General features: G+C 56.9%; 1 protein-coding gene. It reads left to right on the top strand.

Annotation, left to right across the window (positions count from 1 at the left end; translation table 11 throughout):
- Positions 1 to 252 precede the first annotated feature (252 nt).
- Positions 253 to 1,476, top strand: coding sequence for an IS4 family transposase (locus tag F2S13_RS19410; protein WP_246237947.1), 1,224 nt, complete (start codon positions 253 to 255; stop codon positions 1,474 to 1,476).
- The last annotated feature ends 27 nt before the right edge of the window (positions 1,477 to 1,503 follow it).

Raw genomic sequence — 1,503 nt, 5'->3', positions numbered from 1 at the left:
CGAACGCAAAACCCCCAGTCCACGGACTCAGACCACGGCTCAGTGCTGCCCACGCTGTGATTGGTGCGGTGCTGGACCAGCGCTGAACCCTGCCCCTCGTTAACCCTCGTTCCCACGCTCCGCGTGGGAATGCCTCCACCGACGCTCCGCATCGCGCTCTCAGGCACATCGACGCTGGAGCGTCTTGACCTGCATTCCCACGCGGAGCGTCACTAGTGTCCGGTAAAAACCAAAGGGGGAGCTTGCTCCCCCTTGCTGTTGGCGGCCTTCAGTCATAATCGGATTTTTCAGACTCGATTTTGGCTCATGTTTTCCAGCACCCGCTTAGCCCAACTGCTCAGTGCGATTCCGCGCCTGTACTTCCAGCAATCCACCGAAACGCATCAGGCTGATCGCTACGTCAAACGCTGCACATCCTGGCAATTGCTGGTGACGCTGGTCAGCGGCCATTTGACCCAAGCCTTGAGCCTGCGGTCCCTGGCGACTTTCTCCGAGACTCTGGCCGCGCATCGCTACCATCTCCAGGCCGGTCCCATCGCCCGTTCGACCCTGTCTGATGCTTTGAATAAGCGCAATTACCGCCCGTTCCAGGACCTCTGCGAGTTCCTGCTGCGCGGCATCAGCCGCCAGCAGCGCAAGGAAGTCGGCGCCATGGTTAGCCTGATTGATTCCACTTCAATCACCTTGCGTGGACCTCACTTCGACGACTGGACTGCAGCGACGAAGACCCGCATTACGCAAGGTCTCAAAGTGCATGTGGGGCTGGATCTGGCGCAGCTAGCACCGGTGTACGTGAACATCACCCCTGCCAACGTCAACGACCTGACCGATGCGCTGGAAATGCCGATTCGGGCTGGCATGACCTACGTCTTTGACAAGGGCTACTGCGATTACAACTGGTGGTACCAGTTGCAGAGCAAGGGTGCTTTCTTTGTCACCCGGCTGAAGAAGAACGCCAACTTGAAGGTGCTGCGCGAGCACTCAACCGTGGCCGAACAAAGTCCGGTCATGACCGATGAAGCTGTCCAGTTCGGCAAAAAGCATCTGGGCGGCAAACGTCTGAATGACTATCGAGACGAGCCGGTAAGACGCATCGTGGTTGAGCGCGAGGGGCATGCGACGCCGTTGATCCTGGTGACCAACGACTTTGCACGATCAGCCGAAGAAATTGCGGATTTGTACAAAGATCGCTGGAAGATCGAGCTGTTTTTCAAGTGGATCAAGCAACATCTGAAGCTCAAGCGCTTCTATGCCTTCTCCGAAAACGCCGTGCGTCTGCAGATTTACAGTGCCTTGATCAGCTATTTGTTGCTGCACCTTTTCCACCGTCGCTCAGGATTTCCGGGCACATTGTTCGAGCTGACGGTTCGTATTGCTCATGTTCTGCATGAACGGCCTGAAGCCCAAGCGTTCAGGGAACGACGAAGGCAGGAGCGAGAAAAGCTGAAGGCTGCCCAAGGCAGCCTTCAGCTATGAAACATGTTTACCGGACACTAGTGACGC

This window comes from Pseudomonas akapageensis (assembly GCF_011355085.1).
Taxonomy (GTDB): Bacteria; Pseudomonadota; Gammaproteobacteria; order Pseudomonadales; family Pseudomonadaceae; genus Aquipseudomonas; species Aquipseudomonas akapageensis.
Note: the sequence above shows the minus strand (reverse complement) of the source record. Positions and strands in the feature narration are given on the sequence as shown.